Raw genomic sequence first — 17,355 nt, 5'->3', positions numbered from 1 at the left:
CTTATTTAGTCTTCAAATTTTCCCATGTTTTCTGGAAATCATCGAATAGCTTCCCAGCATCCGATTTACCTGCCACATAGGCTTGCATCTGACTTCCGAATTCTTGCTGTGCTCCTTCAGGATAGCGGCTAAAGAACCAGCCCAGCAGTTTGTTTTCCTTACTGTACTTCACCACTTCAGCACCCAATTGGCCCATATCAGCCTCTGCCCCTTCGATGCTCTTGAACGCTGGAATAAACTTGAATTCCTTGGTGATATACTTTTTACCCTGCTCGGATGTTACCATCCAGTTTAAGAACTCTTTCGCCTCGGGTTTGACAGACGAATTTTTATTAACCACCCAGTTGTTGGCGACACCTACAAACAGCTTATCTCCGGCTGTTGCGTCTTCACCAATCGGCATAGGCAAAATACCCAGATTCAGCTTCGGATTAATTCCATCAATTTGGACTTGAGTCCAGTTCCCCTGCTGCATCATGGCAGCCTTTCCAGTGGCGAAGTTCGTTACCTGCGTGTTGTAATCAGTCGTGAGCGGCTTCGTATTCCCATACTTCAGTGTCAGATCGAACAACTTAACCCACTCGGCAAATACAGCGTTGCCCGGAATCTTTGCAGTTCCATCATTCAGTCCCTTAACGAAGGCCGAAGGGTCTGGCTGATTGGCAAATGCCACGTTCAGCAAATGATTGCCCAGCACCCAAAACTCCTGATATCCATTAGAAAATGGAGTAATCCCAGCGGCTTGGAGCTTTTGTGCAGCTCCCTCCAGTTCGGACAATGTTTTAGGGGTCTCCGTAATCCCCGCCTTCTTGAACAAATCCTTGTTATAAATAAAGCCGTACCCTTCCAGATTCATCGGCTGACCATACAGCTTGCCGTCTTTGGTCATCGGCTCTTTGGCGACATCGACCACATCCCCAACCCAAGGCTGGTCAGACAGGTCCTCCAAATATTCCAGCCACGTATCCAGCTCGCGGTAACCGCCGACGTTAAAAATATCCGGCTGCTCCCCGGAAGCAAACTTCGCCTTTAAAGCCGCTCCGTAATCACTGCCCCCGCCCACGGTCTGAATATCGAGCTTGATCCCTGGATGAGACGCTTCGTATTCCGCCTTCATGCGGTTCAGCGCTTCTGCAATCTCTACCTTGAACTGAAAAATGTGAATGGTTTTTTCCTTCACTTCCTCTTGGCCTGCGTTTTGTCCGCCACTGCTGTTACAACCTGCCAAAACCAGGGCAAAGGCCGCGAGAAGCAAGATTAATGCTTGAGCTTTCTTTTTAAAGGTATGCGTTTTCATGTTGATGTTCCTTTCTATTTTAAATTCATATCAGATGAACTCGAAAAATTCATGTGGCGACGGGGCAAAGGGAATGGTACTGAACAAGCGATAGCGCTCGCCTTTGTCTCTAGATTTCCACCTTTACTCGTTTATTCAGGGAAATCTGGAGGCAACAGCGATGGTAAGCACCCTCCGTTTGCGGAGTGGCACACCGTGTACATTTTCAGCTCATCCCACACTCAACCCTTGACCGAACCCGCCATAATACCTTGTATAATATATTTTTGCATAGCCAGAAAGAATGCGATGACTGGCAAGATGCCCAGCACCAGAGCAGGCAAAGCCAAATCCCACTGCTTTGTGTATTGTCCGAAAAAGGCATAGGTCGCAATCGGAATCGTGCGCAGCTCAGCCTTTTGCAGTACCAGAGAAGGCAGGAGATAATCATTCCAAATCCAGAGCGTATTTAAAATAATAACAGTTACCATCATCGGCAGCATCAACGGATACACAATTCGGAAAAACACTCCGTAAGGCGTACAGCCGTCCACCGTAGCTGCTTCTTCCACCTCGACTGGCACACCTTTGACGAATCCATGAAAGAGAAAGATCGACATTGGAGCTCCGAATCCCAGATAACAGATGACCAGACCACTTATACTGTTCATTAAATCCAGTGTACTTACAACCTTGACCAAAGGAATCATCACCGATTGAAAAGGAATAACCATAGCAGCTACGAACAGGCTGAACAACACTCGATTATAACGCGTCGGACGCCGGACCATTCGGTAAGCTGCCATTGAGCTGATCAGTACGAGCAGCAGATTACTAACTACCGTAACCACGAATGAATTCCATAAAGCTTCGGGAAAACGCGTGATGCTCCACGCTCTAGCGTAGTTGCTCCATACAAAGGTTTGTGGCCAGGCCGCAGAATCGGTGAGCAGGTCACCAAAGCTTTTGACCGAATTCACGAATAAAAAGTAAAACGGGACGAGGAATAACAATGCGACGAGGATCATCACTATCTCGGTCGCCCATGTTCCAAAGCGGTAGCGCTTGCTTGTTTCCATTTACGCTTCCACCTCCCGACTTTTCGTCAGTCGTACCTGAAGGCTCGTAACCAGAGCAACAATGATAAAGAAAATGAGTGCTTTAGCTGTTCCCAGCCCATAACGATTATTCACAAACGCTTCATTGTAAATATTGAGTGCAACCGACTCTGTGGACCCGAAGGGACCGCCTTTGGTCAGTGACAAATTAAGATCGAACATTTTGAATGACCATGATATCGCCAGGAAAAGACAAACCGTAACGGCAGGCATGATTAAAGGAAGTATAATCGACCGCAAAATTTGCATCCGACTAGCTCCGTCAATTTCGGCTGCTTCTAGCATATCGCGGGGCACATTGGTTAGGGAAGAGATATAAATCACCATCAAATAACCGGCAGTTTGCCAGATAAACACGATTACAATGCCCCAGAAGGCCGTGATCTCATCTCCCAACCAGGACAGATTGAAGAAGGACAAGTTCGTGCTCTCTCCGATTGCTGCAAATCCCTTGACGAAAATAAACTGCCAGATAAAGCCCAGCAACAGACCTCCGATCACATTGGGCATAAAAAAGATGGTCCTTAGTACATTTTTTGTTTTCAACGGTTTGGTTAGAAAATACGCCAGCAGAAAGCCAAAAATATTCGCAGCCACCACTCCTACCACCGTAAAACGGACCGTAAACCAGAACGCTGTCCCAAATTTGTCATCATTCCATAAAATGTGACTGAAATTATCCAGCCCGACCCACTTTGCCTGATTGGCTACTCCATTCCACTCTGTAAAAGAATAGTACATTCCGAGCATGAAAGGGATTACAATAATGATAACGAAAAATAACGTCGACGGCCCTACAAAAATCCATTGCTGTAGCCATTGCGACGACTTGGCGCGATTCAAACCGATCCCCCCTTATGTTGTCTATTGGTGTCTGGAACGCTCCTTTACGGCTTTCTTTCAGCAGTATGATGTTTGGGCCGTAAGGATAAGCGATTCACATGTTCATTATGTCGAATAAGCGCTCTCGAGAACACGTAGGATCGTGAACCATTAAGGGGGAAAATATTGACCTCTGGCTCGCCTTGAATTGTGAAAGGAGCTCACTGCATGAAATTTTACAGTATTCGTTCTCGCCTAATCTGGTTTTTGCTCATTGCGGTCACCCTGCCGCTACTGCTGTCGATGACCATGACCTTCGTTCTCACCAAGCACTCCTTGCGGGAGCAGGCCACACAAGAAAATGAGCGGCTTATTTTTCAGGGAATTACGAATTTGGATAACTATTTACAGGGTTTGAATCGCGCGTCCATCGGAGTCTATAATGACCCTCATTTTCTGCGTAATCTGGCCAAAATTCCGGATGATTACCGGGCCGTCGCTGAAATTTACACCACTCTGCAAACGATGATGAATGCTACGTCAGGCATTGACCAGGTGTATTTGCATTCTTTTGAGGCTGGGCAATCTACGCTGATTACCAGCACGGTTCCTCTACGGGAATTCCGGCTGGAGCCCTTTACCGGTTTTATTCATTATGGCCCTTCCGGACTGTTCATACAGCCCACGCATATGAAGCATTTGTACGGCTTTTCGGCGGTTTCCTATGCGGAGCACAGCACAGAGCAGCAAGTATTTACACTTCATCGGGCGATTCGGAACATTCCTGCCTCAGAGACGCTTGGGGTACTGGCTATAGATGTTGATCTGGAGCCGCTGCGCAGTATTTGCCGTCAATTGTATGATGCGGATACAGAGGAGCTGTTTTTAATTGATCGAAACGGAACGATCATATATAGCGGAAAAGAAGCATTAATTGGAACACACTGGAAGGAATCTGACCTGCTCAATCGAATTTCTAAAGAAGACGAGCACGGAGTGATTGAGGATGATACAGCATTGCACGTGTACGGCAAGCTGGATGCCAATTTGTCAGGCTGGACGCTCGTCAAGAAAATTCCACATCGTACGCTGTATTTACGGGCTACCCGCCTGACTCAGATCAATGCGGTCATTACAGGCGCAGCATTGCTACTTGCCATTGTTGCCACGTTATGGATTTCGATAAAAATCACGGCACCTATTAAGCGACTGACTCGCTACATAAACCAGATTCAGTCCGGTCAACTGGATGTAGACATTCGGGCCATGAGTAACGATGAAATCGGAGTACTGTCGCGCCGTTTCAGACAGATGATGGATACCATCAATAACCTCATTTTGCGGGAATACAAGCTGGAGCTGGCTAACAAGACACATCAATTGAAAGCGCTCCAGGCACAGATTAATCCTCACTTTTTATATAATACGCTACAGTCTATTGGAACCCTGGCTCTACAGCATGAGGTGCCGCGAATTTATTCGTTGCTCTCTTCCCTTGCCAAAATGCTGCGCTATAATATGAGGGACCATACGGTCGTTACTCTTAAGGAAGAAGCCGAACATGTAAAACAATATCTTGATTTACAAAAGGAACGCTTCGGTGAGCAATTAGAGGTCACTTACCAGTGGGAAGATGAAGTCCTGAATGATCGGGTGCCTAAAATGATTCTCCAACCGCTGGTGGAAAACTACTTTAAACACGGTGCCGATCCCCGGCTGGGGCCCGGTGAAATTCGCATTACAGGTAGCCGAATCCGGGAAGGTATTGTGAAAATAACAGTGGAAAATAACGGAACTAACATTCCACAAGCCGAGTTGGAGCAACTCCAGCATATGTTAAAACGTCCGCTAAAAGCCTACGAGGAGCCAGACACTAGCGAGCAGGACTCCATTGGCCTTCGTAATGTTCTATTGCGTATTCAGCTTCACTCGGAGGATGGTTCTAACACCCTGTGCGTAGACAACATTCTGCCTCATGGTGTCCGGTACACACTCGAAATTCGCACGGAAACCCATACGGAGATTCATATTAAGGGAGAGTGATCTGTCAATGAAAGTCCTGATTGTGGATGATGAGAAGCATGTGCGCCATGCCATACGGATGCTCGTACATTGGGAAGCTTGCGGTGTGAGCGAGGTGATTGAAGCCGAGTCGGGCGATCAGGCGATTGAGGTCATTACCGCCCTTTCCCCACCCGTTGTACTCACGGATATGCGGATGCCCGGCAAGGATGGGATAGCACTGATGGAGTGGATTCAAGTCAATTCCCCAGCAACCAGAGTCGTGGTGGTCAGTGGCTATGATGATTTTGACTTGGTTCGACAGGTCATCCGCCGGGGAGGCATGGACTATATTCTTAAGCCCGTGGATCCAGTGGAGATTAACGAGGCTGTAAAAAAAGCCACTCAAGCCTGGCGGACAGCAGAGCAAGACCGGAACAGGCAGACGATGCAGGCCATGGAAGTCAATCGGATGAGGCCACACTATGCTGATAAGCTCCTGACTGAAATCGTTTCCGGGATAGCGAATACCCCTCTTTCCATTACGCCCTTACGCGAGGAGCTACGTCTTCCCGCAGCTATTCAGATATGTAATGCAGCTGTGATGAGTACTACTCAGCTGGATGCCGATATACTGGACAAATATAAAACGCGGCGTGCGCTTTTGAGCTTTTCCCTCACTAACATCTGCAACGAATTTCTCGAAACTTCTCAAACCGGAGTTGCATTCCGCCATCTGGAGCGTATGGACGAAATTATTCTGCTATATTGGGGCGATCCATCTCGTTGGTCAAAGCTCTTGCAGGATATTCATACAGGAATCAAAACCGCTTTGCGGTGCTACATGCACATCGGGGTTGGCTCTTTTGGTGCCTTTCCCATAGCGGCAGCCACTGCCTACCAAGAGGCAAGGCAAGCGTTGTGGAAACGGGATGTGTTGCAAGCCGACTGGATGCACCAGAGTACCCAGACACGGCAGAGCATTCGTCTTCCCCAGTTACCTGACATGGAAGAGGAACTACGGCTTAGTGCGCTCAGCTGTAATGCCAGTCGTGTGTCTATAGCGGTAGGCCGCTGGATAGCAGCCGTAGCCGAGTTGCCTTCGGTTACAGCAGAACAGCTAGCCAGTTGGAATCAAGAGCTGGACTGGATGCTGGCCCGCTGGTTGAATGACAGACCCGGAGATACCGATGGCGAGGAGATGGCAGATGAGTCCGGCTCCATTCATGCATTGCCGATCGACAACCGCGGCATGCTTTCGTTGCCCTTATGGCAAAGACAGGTCGAAAACCGACTGCTGGCAGCCGGTCAGGCACTTACACCAAGCCATAGTCCAAACAACCCGACCATCCGTGATATTGCCCGCTATCTGGATGCACACTACGATGAAGACATTTCTCTACAGGATATGGCGAGCCGCTTTTACCTCAGTCGGGAATATATTTCTCGTAAATTCAAGCAGGAGTACGGGGTTAATCTGTCGGACTATTTGTGCCAGATCAGGATGGGCAAGGCAAAGCTATTACTGCTGAATGACAAGCTGCGCCTTCATCATATTGCCGGTATGGTTGGTTATCAGGATGAAAAATATTTTGGCAAGGTGTTCAAAAAACTGGAGGGTGTCACGCCTGGCGAGTTCAGAAGACGCCATTCTGCAAATCCTCAGCCGTTATCGCATACAGCACGTGATCTTCCCACACACCATTAATCTTCAAGTAGTTGAGAGCTAGCCCTTCGCGGCGAAATCCTGCCTTTTCCATCACTCGATTGGAAGGCGTATTTCTTGGCATCACTCCAGCTTGAATACGGTGTAATTCCAACTCATTCAGGGCGTAGCGTACAATATCCTTCACTGCGGAAGTAGCATAGCCTTGTCCGTGGTAAGCAGGATCTACAAAGTAGCCCAGATTGGCGTTTTGAAAGGGGCCTCTAGCGACACCCGACAGCTCTATTCTGCCAATCAGCTTATTATTTTCCGGCAAAAAAAGTCCAAACGTATATCCCTGTCCGGCTTGTGCCGCTTCCAAACCGTTGGAAATCAGACGCGCCTGTTCTTCCAGGGTAAAGTAAACTTCAGGCCGTTCTGGCTCGAACGGTTTGAAAAAATCAAAATTTTCACGTCTGATCTCTAATAAACGTTCTGCATCATTTACTTGCAACAGTCGAATCTGTAGCCCCGGATGGGTTGACTCCATCAAAATCGCGCCATTAGCTCCATGTAACATTGTCAGTTTCCTTCTTTCTCAGTTATTCCTATATTATTGTGTTCACGGTCACAAGACAGGAAAATACCCCAGGTGCATGAGAGCAGCCTAGGGTATCTCCGTCATTCAAAATTTAGTCCGTAACAGGCATCCAGCCTGGAAGGGTCGTCAACGCACCCCACAGGTAGTCAGGAATGACTAGCTCCTGCTGGGCTTGCTTGGATAAGGTCGTGCGAATGGTATCTTCTGTGCCGTTTTGCACCTTCTGAACCCATTGCGGCTCCATCAAAAGTGGACGTCCCAGCGATACAAGCGGTACACCTGTCTCCAGTGCTGCAAGCGCCTCGTCCGGTGTATTCAGCGATCCGACTCCCATAATCGGCACACGGTTACCTACCTTCTCATGGATGAGAACGGTACGTGACCGTTCGTCACTACGGTCACGGAACGAACCACCGAAGAAATGATTTACGGAAATGTGCAGGTAATCCAGCCCTTGATCCGCCAGACGGTCTACAAGCACCATCGTATCATCCAGCGTGATGCCTGGCGTGTGTCCTTCCTCAGGAGACAAGCGGTATCCGAAAATGAATGGCCCCTTTGCATGTTCTGCGATCACTTTCTTCACTTCGTGAACAATCGCCAGCGGGAAGGTCATTCGTTTTTCAACACTTCCTCCCCATTCATCGGTACGAAGGTTGGAGTGCGGGGAGAAGAACTGCTGCACCAGGTAACCATTCGCTCCGTGCAGCTCCACACCATCATAGCCTGCTTCAATCGCGCGGCGAGTTGCTTCGCCATAGGCGCGAATGACGCGATGGATATCGTCGGATGTCATTTCACGCGGCACAGGTGCGCCTTCTTTTTCCTCAGCTACTGCGCTTGCACTAATCGGTTGTCCGTCTGGAATCTGATCCGGTGGACACAGGCGGCCACCATGATAAATTTGCAGGATCGCTTTCGCGCCCTCCTGATGAATCGTATCCGCCAGACGGCGCAGGCTAGGAATCATTTCATCCTTGTCCGCACCAAACTCATTAACAAATCCTTTACCATCTGGAGTTACATACACACAAGCGGTAATAACTGCGCCCACACCCCCTGAGCGTTCACGGTAGTATGCCAGTTCCTCGTCACTCACTTCACCATTTTCGTGGGAAGCAAAGTTAGTCATAGGTGCCATGGTAATACGGTTCTTCAACGTAACACCGGATGGCAGGGTAAAAGCTTCAAATAGAGAATTATATTTTGGGTTCATTCTTTCTCTCTCCTTCAGTTAAATCAGATCAGATAATATAAGGCTGTTGAGCATGAAGCCAAATACGAATTCGATGTAGTTTTCCTCCATAACGACTCAAACTACTGTTGCTTACTTAAATACAGTGGTTATAATAACCACAGTATAATGATCCGCAACTATAAAGTCAAATCTATCCTTTCTGACCATCCCTAAACTGTTCGAAAAAGCTGAACCGTAGCCACTTGGCACAAGCCACTAACAAAGCTTAATGCTTCCCGGTTGTGCTTTTCTTCTCCTCCCGGCGGGAAAACCAAGTCGCGAGCAACGAGCCGGAAATATTATGCCACACGCTAAAAATCGCACTCGGTACAGCAGCAATCGGGTTAAAATGAGCTGCTGCCAGCGCAGCACCCAGTCCGGAATTCTGCATTCCCGTTTCCAGCGTAACAGCTTTACGCTTGGAAAGATCCATGCCGAACAGCTTGGCAAACCAATATCCAAGCAGGAACCCGATTCCGTTATGCAAAATAATCACACCAAAAATAATCGGACCTGTCTCCAAAATCTTGCCTTTGCTACCTGCAATCACAATAGCCACGATGAGCATAATCACCAGTGTTGATATGAGCGGCAGCGCCTGGACACTGGCTTCTGCCTGTTTGCGAAATAGCGATTTGATGATAACACCCAGCACAATGGGGACAATAACTACGATGAGAATGTCCATGATCAGGGACTTCGCATCAATATTCATCCAACGTCCAGCAAGCAGGTTAATCATGGCTGGGGTAGCCAGTGGAGCAATCAGCGTCGACACCGAAGCAATCGATACCCCCAACGCCACGTCGCCTTTGGATAAAAGCGTCATTACGTTGGACGCAGTTCCACTCGGGCAACAGCCTACCAAAATGACACCTACCGCAATATCCGGTGGCAGCTGCAATACTAATGCCAATCCAAAGGCCAGAAACGGCATAATCAGATAATGCCCGACCACACCAATAGCCACATCCACTGGACGCCGGAATACTTCGCGAAAGTCAGCCGCAGATAAAGTTAGCCCCATCCCGAACATGACAATGCCCAGAAATAACTGTATGTATCCTTTCAACCCTGTAAACGCCGCAGGAAAGAAAAATCCCAAGCATGCAAATAAAAGTACCCAGATGGAAAAGGTCCCTCCTACAAATTTCCCTACTTTCTCCAATCTATTCATTCAACTTATCTCCTTACTTCTATATAAGTTGAATTTGAGGAAATACAGCTTATATAGTGCTTAAAATTTTTATCATTGTACTACATATGACTGCATATACATACCACTTTTTATGATTATGCCGGGATCAAGAAACTTTTACCGTTCCGACATATTCGAAAGTAAAGTGGGTATATTCATAGTAGAAGATTGTGACCAGTCAGTCATTTTGGATCATCATTCGTTGAGGAGGAGATATCCCAATGTCACGAAGCCATCCGTATAAATGGTGGAATATTATTGTATTTATTGCTGTCGTTTTCATTAACTTTCTGGCTTCTACACTTCCTATCGGTGGCAGAAGTACTGCTGCTGTATCCAACATGTACCCTACCTTGATCACCCCAGCGGGTTACGCTTTTTCCATCTGGTCGGTCATCTACGTGCTGCTCGCCTGCTTTGTTGTGTATCAAGCTACACCTACAGGGCAAGCCAAGACAAGCGTTCAATCCATCGGTATTTTTTTTATTCTAGGCTGTCTTTTCAATATCATCTGGATTTTCCTCTGGCAGTATGTATACGTAGAACTGTGCGTCATCGTTATTATTTTATACTTGCTTTCCTTGGGCGTCGTGTATGTACGTACCCGCACACCTCAGCCAACCCGCGGAGAAATGTGGTTCGTCAAGCTACCGTTCAGCCTCAACCTCGGTTGGGTATCCGTTGCTACTATTATCAATATTGCAGTGGCACTGGAAAAGAATGAATGGAGTGGCTGGGGACTCAGTGATACGACATGGGCGATCATTATCCTGCTCATCGGCACCATATTGGCGATCATGGTCAGCTTTCCTTATCGTGACAGCATTTATCCTCTCGTATTTGTATGGGCCTATGTCGCCATCGCCGTCGAGCATCCGAACCATGAAAATGTACGGCTGGCTGCATTGATCTTGGCAGCAATCATTCTGGTGTACGCCCTATGGCTATTCTTTGCCCGTAATCGAGACCGGGATTAAAGAAACTATTGATATCTACTAGCAAAAACAAGCGAGTTCGGGTCTGAATCATCTAGCCCAAGCTCGCTTGCTTTGTTTATTCATTTTATCCAATATGGTTAGGTATAGACTTTGATCAAATCTATAAGCTTGCTTGTCGAGTGATCTGCATTTATCTTCTTCATATTGATAATGTAATCCGACCTTTTTTCATACAAACGAAGAATCATGTCGACAAACCGTTCAGATTCCAACTCTTCCTCTTCTAAAAATTCACAAAAGCCTTGCGCCTTAAATGATTTTGCATTTAGAATTTGATCTCCCCGGCTAACCGCCTTTGAAAGAGGAATCAATAGCATAGGCTTCCGCAACGTCAAGAATTCAAAAATGGAATTTGAACCCGCCCTAGAAACAACCATATCTGCCATCGTCATAACATCCGCCAGTTCATCGTTTATGTATTCAAATTGCTTGTAGCCATGCATATGAATGGAATGATTCACTTGATCTTTACCACAAATATGCACGATTTGAAAATAAACGAGCAAAGCCTCTAAATTCATACAGACCATCTCATTGATCTTCTTGGAACCTAAACTCCCACCCATGATCAGAATGATCGGCTTATTTCGAGTAAAACCGCAATAGGCCAAACCTTTAGCTGCCACCCCATCTTTTAGTTCATCTCTCACAATAGCCCCTACATACCGGGTATGCTTAGAGCGAAAGTACTGAGTGGTTTCAGGAAAGGTAGTACAAATTTCTGTAGCAAATGTGCTGGAAATTTTATTAGCTAATCCAGGGGTAATATCTGATTCATGAATGATTACAGGGACTTTATTTAACCACCCAGCCAGTACCACAGGAACCGAAACAAACCCGCCTTTTGAAAAAATAATATCCGGTTTTTCTTTTCTTATAATCCGGTACGCTTGAGAAATCCCCTTCAGCACTTTAAAAGGGTCCTTAAAATTATCCCAATCAAAATATCTGCGCAATTTCCCAGTTGAGATGCTGAAATAACACACATTTTCTAGTCCGGAAATCAATTTTCTTTCAATCCCTTGTTCAGAGCCTATGTATTGGACACTCCATTGTTGTTCCAGTAAGTGAGGAATCAAAGCTAAGTTTACTGCTACATGTCCTGAAGAACCTCCACCAGTGAAAATTATTTTTTTATTAATCATCTCCACCTCCACTCTGTATTCAACAAAACAAAACACATTAAATTTGAGCAACCGGGTGCCTCTATTTAATAGGGACACCCGGTTGCCATGCAAACTTTTTATTTTATGAACGGACCTTTCAGACTATTCGCCCTTCAATGCAATGACTTCAATCTCCACCAGTGCATCCTTAGGCAGACGGGCTACCTCCACCGCACTGCGTGCTGGATAGGGTTGCTCAAAGAAAGAACTGTACACCTCATTGACGCTGACAAAATCGTTCATGTCCTTCAGGAATACAGTCGCTTTCACAACCTGGTTCATGTTGCTGCCTGCCGCTTCCAGAATGGCTTGTACGTTGCTCAAGGACAGGCGTGCCTGCTCCTGTACATCCTTACCAAACTCACCTGTTGCCGGATTCAGTCCAAGCTGTCCCGAAGTGTAAACAAACCCGCCTGCCTCTACCGCTTGGCTATAAGGGCCGATAGCACCGGGTGCTTTTTCAGTCGCAATTGTTTTTTTCATATGGGTTGGATTCTCCTTCCTGATACTGGTTCACCGTATTATAGCATGTGAAGCCCAAAGCCACTATTCCGTGCGACGGATTAACGCACTTGATGAATTAGAGATTACGATCGATGTGCCGCAACATACAGACCACCCATAAAACACAAATAACGCCGCTGCTGCCCGAATCATCGGGCAACAGCGGCGTTATTATCATTTTTAATCCTAAACGTGGTTTTACACGTTTACATCCGCATCCGCACCCGTTCCTGAACCAGTTTCCTCAACATCGGATGTTAGCTCCGCACCGATGACCCGAATGATGTCGTTCGGATAAATATGTACGCCGCTCGCCTGCGCAAGAGCGATTCGTACCATGGCTCGTGCGATGACCGAAGCCGGGATGGCACGGTAGGAAGCCAGCTTGCCCGTCATCAGACCGTCCAGCGCTTTCATGACAACAGCGGCAGCGGCTTCGCCCAAACGTCGTTCAGGTCTCGCTCCCAAGATCAGCGACGGACGGAACAAATGCAGCGCAGACAGCCCGATAGCGGCAAGCGCCTCTTCAGCCTCACCCTTGGTGCGATTATAAAACACGCGTGAATCTGGATCGGCCCCCATCGCTGAGATAGCTAGCATCTGTACAGCACCAGCCTCTTTGCCCAACTGGGCAGCTAGCACTGGATAGTCCACATCCACCTGACGGAACTGCTCCTTGGAGCCAGCCTTTTTCATCGTTGTCCCAAGGCAACAAAAAACATCATCCACCCCCTCGAAGGCGAACGCCGCTTTCTGCGGCTGTTCCCAATCGATGAGCACCTGCTCCAGCTTGGGATGCTTGATGTCCAACGGACGTCTGCCCATAACCATGACGCGGTTGTATTCCTTTTGCACCAGCAGCTCTCGTACAACATAACCCCCGACAAGCCCTGTTGCACCCACAACGACCGCTTTACGTTCCATGATAGACCTCCTTTGTGCCATAACGCTCCTGCTCCTACAATTGCGATTAGGTTAATTTAAAGGGTTGTTCGTCCGCCTCCTTGCTTTTGGACGGACACATCGGTAGGTACAGGGAAAATGTACTTCCATTGCCCTCCTCACTCTCCAGACGGATAAACCCGCCCAACAAGCGGGAAAAATCACGGCTGATGGACAATCCCAACCCAGTTCCTCCATATTTACGATTAATGGAACCGTTCGCCTGCTGGAATGCCTCAAAAATAACGTGTTGCTGAAGCTTGGAAATACCGATGCCCGTATCTTTTACAGCAAATACAACCCAATCTCCCTCTTGCCCCTTTTGATCCAGATGCTGTGTACTCATTTCTAGCAATACACGTCCTTCATGAGTGAACTTAAAGGCATTGGACAACAGATTACGCAAAATTTGCTGTACTCGTTTGGAATCGGACCGAATTTCATTCGGTATAGGCTCATGCTCCTTTAAGCTGAATTCCAGGTTTTTATCCTTCGCAGTGACTTCAAACTGCATCATCATCACCTGCGCAATCTCACGCACATTGACCGGCTCACTTACGATTTCCATGTGTCCAGCCTCGACCTTGGACAAGTCCAGAATGTCGTTGATCAGTTGGAGCAAATCATGCCCCGAGGCATAGATGAGATCGCTGTACTGGTATAACTCGTCTTCATCCAGTTCCTTTCCCTGCTCGTTGATAATCTGCGCCAGATTAATGATGCTATTAAGAGGTGTACGTAACTCATGCGACATCGTTGCCATAAAATCCGATTTATATTGGGAAGCCATCATCAGTTGCTTGGCACGTTCCTCTAGAATGACCTTTGCCTTCTGCAACTCATCTCGCTGCTCTGATAACAACTCATTCGCCTGCTTAATCTGATGATTCCGCTGTTGCTCCATCTGAAAGTCCCGTAAAATCAGAGCAAATAGAAAACTGAGGACGATGCCAATTGGCAGTGTCAGAGGAACAACCTCCGCTACATAATAGCGCCAGGGAATGACGCCCAGGCAGGCAATATTTAACGTATTTACGATATTAACCGCTAAAATAGTCACCGATGCCTTAATAATCAGACGCCAGGTGGAACGCCGCATCCAGTAGTTCAATCCGGCGCACAGGACGCCCAGGATACTCATATTCAAAAAGCCGACCCACGCCGCCATATGCAGACCAAAGGTAAATCTCGTAAGTCCGATTGCGACCCCAATAATAATAAGCGTATAGGAGCGGGGATACACCAATGCCGCGATAATCAGCGGCACAAAACGCAGATCAAAAATAACCGTTTCACTAAAGTTAAAACCAAAGCAAGAGCTGACCCATCCGCCAAATATCACTAGCAGCACCGAGCTGACATATTTGAACCGCGAAGAGGTACGACTCAAACCATATTTATAAATCACGTTCGCCACATAGGCAACGGCAATCAGCATCCCTAAATTCATTAAAAACATCATTGAAAATTGCATGGACTCACACTCCCATAGCGCAAAAAATTGGATGCCAGGCCTATGTTAACCTCGTCTGCCTTTCTTGTACATCATAACATGAAGCCCCATCTTTCGACATGTCAAAAGATGCTTACCTCCCTATATAAAAAAGCGAACCTCAATGGCTCGCCCTAATGTGCTGATACCTATAGAGTCAGCTTGTGATGCCTTTGTTCTGGCGCCACTCCTTGACAAATAATTCGGCAAAATAAGGATCCCATTGGGTTCCCTTTCCCTCTTCCAATATCATAACCGCCTTCTCTTCCTTCATACCTTGCCGATAGGGGCGATTAGACGTCATTGCATCATAAGCATCCGCTACAGCAATGATTCGTCCAAATAAGGGGATATCTTCCCCAGCGAGCTGGTCAGGATATCCTTTGCCATCATAACGTTCATGGTGCGAGCGCACGCCAGGCAAATAAGGGGCCATAGCATAAGCCGGTTCAACTTGCCGGAGAATGCTCTCCCCCATAACCGGGTGCATTTTAATCTGATCAAACTCCTCGTCCGTCAGCTTGCCGTCCTTGAGTAGCACAGCGTCAGCCACGCCGATTTTACCGATATCATGCAGCAAGGCTGTTTTGCGCAGCAAATCGATGTCCGCCTCATTCAAACCTCCCTTGCGCCCAATGAGTACAGAGTATTCAGCTACACGCAAAGAATGTCCTGCGGTATAGGCATCTCGTGCATCCAGTGCTGCCGCCAAGGTGGCGAAGTAACTGTCCAATAGCTGACCGTTCTTTTCTTCCCGTTCCTTTAGGCCCTCAATCATCATGTTAAATCCTTCGACCAGCTCCGCAAATTCGTCCGAATACAAATCGCTGGCATTACTGTTCAGGCGGCCTTCCTTCACTTCATTCATTTTTTCCAGCAGGTGGTGGATCGGCTGTTCGATCTCACGGGTCAGCAACCTGCCTCCCAGATAAGCAAAGGCTACACCAAAGATTAAAATCGCACCCGCCCATGCCCAATAGGAACTAGAATTCGCCGCCTCCAAACGTTCCAAGCGAATCTGTGTAGCTAAACAAAATAAAAATAAAGGAAAAGCACCAATGAGCGTCGCACTTAACTGAAATTTATGCCGAAGCGATAGCAGGACTCGTCCTCGCAGGGACAGGCTCAATCCATATTGCTGGTAGGTTCGATCCCGAATTTCCTCCAGCAGTGGTTTGATTGCTCTCATGGTCAGGAAAAATTCAACCAGTGCGTGCATGGAAGCAACCAGACAAGCTCCTATACAGGCGATTCCTACATAATAAAAGGGAAAAGTAAGTTGTCCAGTATGTATCATCCATAACGCAATGACGGTTGCCGGGATAGAGAAGCCTAACAAATGCGGTCCTACAATACGTAAAACTGACAAATTAGGCAGATGATGAACCCGGATATACACCGCTTCTACATCCTTGAGTGTTTCCTGGTTACCTAGAAAAAAACGATGAACTGGTCTCAAATGGATTCGAAACACTATGGTTTCACAAGCAATCATAATGACGCTGGAAAATGCAATAATTTTAACAAGACCCCAAATTTCATAGTGGGCTACATTTAACGTGGAAAATACAAAAATCATACCTACCAACAATACAGTGATAAACGAACCTATAATATAGTTCAGGATAACATGCTGAATAAAGCGCTTATAGGTCGGCAAATTGCTACCCCTCTTTTCATCCGTACACTCTAAAATATCTTGTGTATTCAATATCGGAGTCCAACCATCAAAAGTTTACCTTCTTGCTTGAGCATTTTACAATACGAAGACGACTTTTAGTCTGCAATTTATAGATGGGAAATCATACTATTCTTAATTAAGAAACCAAACACACCTTGTGTTTTAGATATATTCCTGCTATACTATTAAAGTATGTATTAACCCCATAAGATTCCACGCAACAAGCTATTACTCCTAATCACCGTATGGAGCTTCTCCAAATTTTATGTATAACCCTAATGTAGAATTTTGAGCTTTTGCCGAAGATTTTCACATTCACACTGGCGCGGTCATCGGAGCCGCAAGGACGAAAGAGAGGTAGGGCTTTTGTCGTTTGGAAAATGAACAGTGGAATCACACTGCCCCTTATGAACATGCTGACCATATATTGCAAGGTAGCAGGGGTTGAATATATATTATGCCATCAAACGATGAAGTTTGGGCAAGCTGTGCAGTACATGCAAACTGCACCCATCCTCCGGATGATCCCCGGGGGATTTTTCATTTTACGGAAACCGTATCATGAACAAAAAAATGACCCCGTCGATACATCGACAGGGCCTATAGCTTGATCAAAAAGGGGTTAATAGGGTCATTATAGTCTCGCTTTCTTAAAACTAAATGATATGCACCTT

General features: G+C 46.8%; 14 protein-coding genes. 3 read left to right on the top strand and 11 right to left on the bottom strand.

Annotated features, from left to right (window positions below):
• Nucleotide 1: 1 nt before the first annotated feature.
• The 3 genes from JOD82_RS12200 to JOD82_RS12190 form a co-directional block, all read right to left on the bottom strand.
• Nucleotides 2-1,297, bottom strand: coding sequence for an ABC transporter substrate-binding protein (locus tag JOD82_RS12200; protein WP_069010807.1), 1,296 nt, complete (start codon nt 1,295-1,297; stop codon nt 2-4).
• A 221-nt stretch (nt 1,298-1,518) separates the two neighbouring features.
• Nucleotides 1,519-2,355 (bottom strand): carbohydrate ABC transporter permease, encoded by an 837-nt coding sequence (locus JOD82_RS12195; protein ID WP_029515989.1) that lies wholly within the window; start codon nt 2,353-2,355, stop codon nt 1,519-1,521.
• Nucleotides 2,356-3,237 (bottom strand): carbohydrate ABC transporter permease, encoded by an 882-nt coding sequence (locus tag JOD82_RS12190; RefSeq protein ID WP_029515990.1) that lies wholly within the window; start codon nt 3,235-3,237, stop codon nt 2,356-2,358.
• 207 nt (nt 3,238-3,444) lie between these two features.
• Between JOD82_RS12190 and JOD82_RS12185 the strand changes: the two genes are divergently transcribed.
• Nucleotides 3,445-5,259 carry a sensor histidine kinase gene (locus tag JOD82_RS12185; protein WP_069010806.1) on the top strand — a complete coding sequence of 605 codons (1,815 nt, stop codon included), beginning with the start codon at nt 3,445-3,447 and terminating at the stop codon, nt 5,257-5,259.
• A 7-nt stretch (nt 5,260-5,266) separates the two neighbouring features.
• On the top strand, nt 5,267-6,925 hold the full coding sequence (locus tag JOD82_RS12180; protein ID WP_069010805.1) for a response regulator: 1,659 nt from the start codon (nt 5,267-5,269) through the stop codon (nt 6,923-6,925).
• Here the strand turns inward: JOD82_RS12180 and JOD82_RS12175 are convergent.
• From JOD82_RS12175 to JOD82_RS12165, 3 genes are all read right to left on the bottom strand, one after another.
• Nucleotides 6,855-7,442, bottom strand: coding sequence for a GNAT family N-acetyltransferase (locus JOD82_RS12175; protein ID WP_029515993.1), 588 nt, complete (start codon nt 7,440-7,442; stop codon nt 6,855-6,857). The genes JOD82_RS12180 and JOD82_RS12175 overlap by 71 nt on opposite strands.
• Before the next feature lie 112 nt (nt 7,443-7,554).
• Nucleotides 7,555-8,679, bottom strand: coding sequence for an NADH-dependent flavin oxidoreductase (locus JOD82_RS12170; RefSeq protein WP_029515994.1), 1,125 nt, complete (start codon nt 8,677-8,679; stop codon nt 7,555-7,557).
• A gap of 247 nt (nt 8,680-8,926) precedes the next feature.
• The gene (locus tag JOD82_RS12165) at nt 8,927-9,877 is read right to left on the bottom strand and encodes a bile acid:sodium symporter family protein (RefSeq protein WP_069010804.1); all 951 of its coding nucleotides are present in this window, start codon (nt 9,875-9,877) and stop codon (nt 8,927-8,929) included.
• A gap of 242 nt (nt 9,878-10,119) precedes the next feature.
• Here JOD82_RS12165 and JOD82_RS12160 point away from each other — a divergent pair, with 242 nt between their 5' ends.
• The gene (locus tag JOD82_RS12160; RefSeq protein WP_029515996.1) at nt 10,120-10,875 is read left to right on the top strand and encodes a TspO/MBR family protein; all 756 of its coding nucleotides are present in this window, start codon (nt 10,120-10,122) and stop codon (nt 10,873-10,875) included.
• Nucleotides 10,876-10,973: 98 nt separating this feature from the next.
• On the opposite strand, the gene JOD82_RS12155 is transcribed toward JOD82_RS12160, so the two are convergent.
• The 5 genes from JOD82_RS12155 to JOD82_RS12135 all read right to left on the bottom strand — a co-directional run bounded on the left by JOD82_RS12155 (nt 10,974) and on the right by JOD82_RS12135 (nt 16,660).
• Complete coding sequence (locus JOD82_RS12155) at nt 10,974-12,038, bottom strand: undecaprenyldiphospho-muramoylpentapeptide beta-N-acetylglucosaminyltransferase (RefSeq protein ID WP_029515997.1); 1,065 nt, start codon at nt 12,036-12,038, stop codon at nt 10,974-10,976.
• A 126-nt stretch (nt 12,039-12,164) separates the two neighbouring features.
• Complete coding sequence (locus JOD82_RS12150) at nt 12,165-12,545, bottom strand: RidA family protein (protein ID WP_029515998.1); 381 nt, start codon at nt 12,543-12,545, stop codon at nt 12,165-12,167.
• 219 nt (nt 12,546-12,764) lie between these two features.
• Nucleotides 12,765-13,490, bottom strand: a complete 726-nt coding sequence (locus JOD82_RS12145) for an NAD(P)H-binding protein (protein ID WP_069010803.1) — start codon at nt 13,488-13,490, stop codon at nt 12,765-12,767.
• Between the two features lie 46 nt (nt 13,491-13,536).
• Nucleotides 13,537-14,982: an ATP-binding protein gene (locus tag JOD82_RS12140; RefSeq protein WP_069010802.1), complete on the bottom strand. Its 1,446-nt coding sequence runs from the start codon at nt 14,980-14,982 to the stop codon at nt 13,537-13,539.
• A 175-nt stretch (nt 14,983-15,157) separates the two neighbouring features.
• The gene (locus JOD82_RS12135) at nt 15,158-16,660 is read right to left on the bottom strand and encodes an HD-GYP domain-containing protein (RefSeq protein WP_069010801.1); all 1,503 of its coding nucleotides are present in this window, start codon (nt 16,658-16,660) and stop codon (nt 15,158-15,160) included.
• Nucleotides 16,661-17,355: the final 695 nt, after the last annotated feature.

It is taken from the genome of Paenibacillus sp. 1182 (assembly GCF_017833915.1).
Classification (GTDB): domain Bacteria; phylum Bacillota; class Bacilli; order Paenibacillales; family Paenibacillaceae; genus Paenibacillus; species Paenibacillus polymyxa_D.
This window is presented reverse-complemented; position numbering and strand designations above follow the sequence as displayed.